Origin of the sequence: Aurantimonas sp. A3-2-R12 (genome assembly GCF_036016755.1) — a bacterium.
Classification (GTDB): domain Bacteria; phylum Pseudomonadota; class Alphaproteobacteria; order Rhizobiales; family Rhizobiaceae; genus Aurantimonas; species Aurantimonas coralicida_A.
The window spans coordinates 1-1433 of the sequence record NZ_JAYXIH010000118.1 but is presented as its reverse complement, the minus strand read 5'-3'; the positions used below and the strand labels follow the sequence as shown (position 1 = coordinate 1433).

At 62.4% G+C, this 1433-nt stretch carries 1 protein-coding gene; it reads left to right on the top strand.

Features of this window, described 5'->3' with window-relative positions:
• Positions 1 to 522: 522 nt before the first annotated feature.
• A partial coding sequence (gene ltrA, locus VSX60_RS22290; RefSeq protein ID WP_327626425.1) for a group II intron reverse transcriptase/maturase occupies positions 523 to 1433 on the top strand: 911 nt, incomplete at its 3' end.

Below are 1433 nucleotides of genomic sequence, written 5' to 3'. Positions count from 1 at the left end.
CGGGAGTACGTCATGCAAAGCTGGTGAGTGCCTATGAGTGAAAGTCTCATCCGATCAAAGCCGTAGCGGGCAGGTCGGGACCGAGTCTTGCGGGCGTCGTGGTAACGCGGGGTCTGAAGTGTAGACAGGGGTCGTGTGGGGTGCGGGATTGAGCCACGAAATTTTGAATATCGCGAAGGCCGAGTGTGTTCCCGTTCACGAAGGCAGCATGTGCGTCATCGCTATGCGAGATGACGACGCTTCGCCGGGGTCGAAGGCCGTATCACGCACGAAAAGCATTCATCGGAACATGAGAGGCCCGACCGGGTCCGCCAGATTGGTCTCTGGCGGGGGATGTTGGCGAGGCGCTGCCGGAGCTGACATCCGAGCTGAGGTCGGGAGTCGGACTGGTCCATAGTACTGATGACGCCGTTGAAGGAAACGAGACGCGCCGAGGGAAGGGACTGGCCCGGAAGGAGCCCAGTCGATGAGGGTCAGGTCCGGACGCAGAGCCGGGTTGCCCTGGCATCCAAACTTGACAGGGTGAACGCGGCGGCCTGCTCGGCCGTCCAGACACGGTTCACGGCCCTGCTGCATCATGTTGACATCGAAGCGCTCGGGCGAGCGTTTCGCCGTCAGAAGCGGCAGGCAAGTGCAGGAGTCGACGGGATAACGGTTGCGGGCTACGAGCAGAACCTGGAGGCAAATCTTCAGGACCTCTGCTCGCGTGTCCACACCGGGCGCTACCGGCCTCAGCCGGTTCGGCGCGTCTACATCCCGAAAGCCGACGGAGGGCGACGTCCGCTCGGAGTGCCGACGCTGGAGGACAAGATCGTCCAGGGTGCGGTGGCCGAGACGCTCAGCGCAATCTACGAGGCTGACTTCCTGGGTTTCTCCTATGGCTTTCGGCCCGGGAGGAGCCCGCACCAGGCGCTCGAATCGCTGCATACGGCGATCATGAGCCAACGCGTGAACTTTGTGCTCGATGCCGATATCCGCAGCTTCTTCGACTCGGTCGACCACGAGTGGTTGCTGCGAATGCTGGCGCACAGGATCGCCGATCCTCGAATTCTCCGGCTTGTCCGGATGTGGTTGGAGGCTGGCATCCTCGAGAGCGGTGAGAAATACGAAACAAGCAGGGGAACGCCGCAGGGAGCGGGGATCAGTCCGCTCCTGGCCAATATCTTTCTCCACTACGTCATCGATCTCTGGGTCCATCAATGGCGGCGGCGACGGGAACGAGGTCGAGTGACCATCGTGCGGTATGCCGACGACTTCGTCATGGGCTTCGAGAAGGAGGCGGACGCGAAGGAGATGTTGGCGGTCCTTAAGGAACGGCTGGCCAAGTTCGGCCTGCAGCTCCACGAGGACAAGACGCGCCTCATCGAGTTCGGTCGCTTCGCGGCCCTGGCTCGGAGAAAGCGCGGCGGGCGGCGTCCGGAAACCTTCGCCTT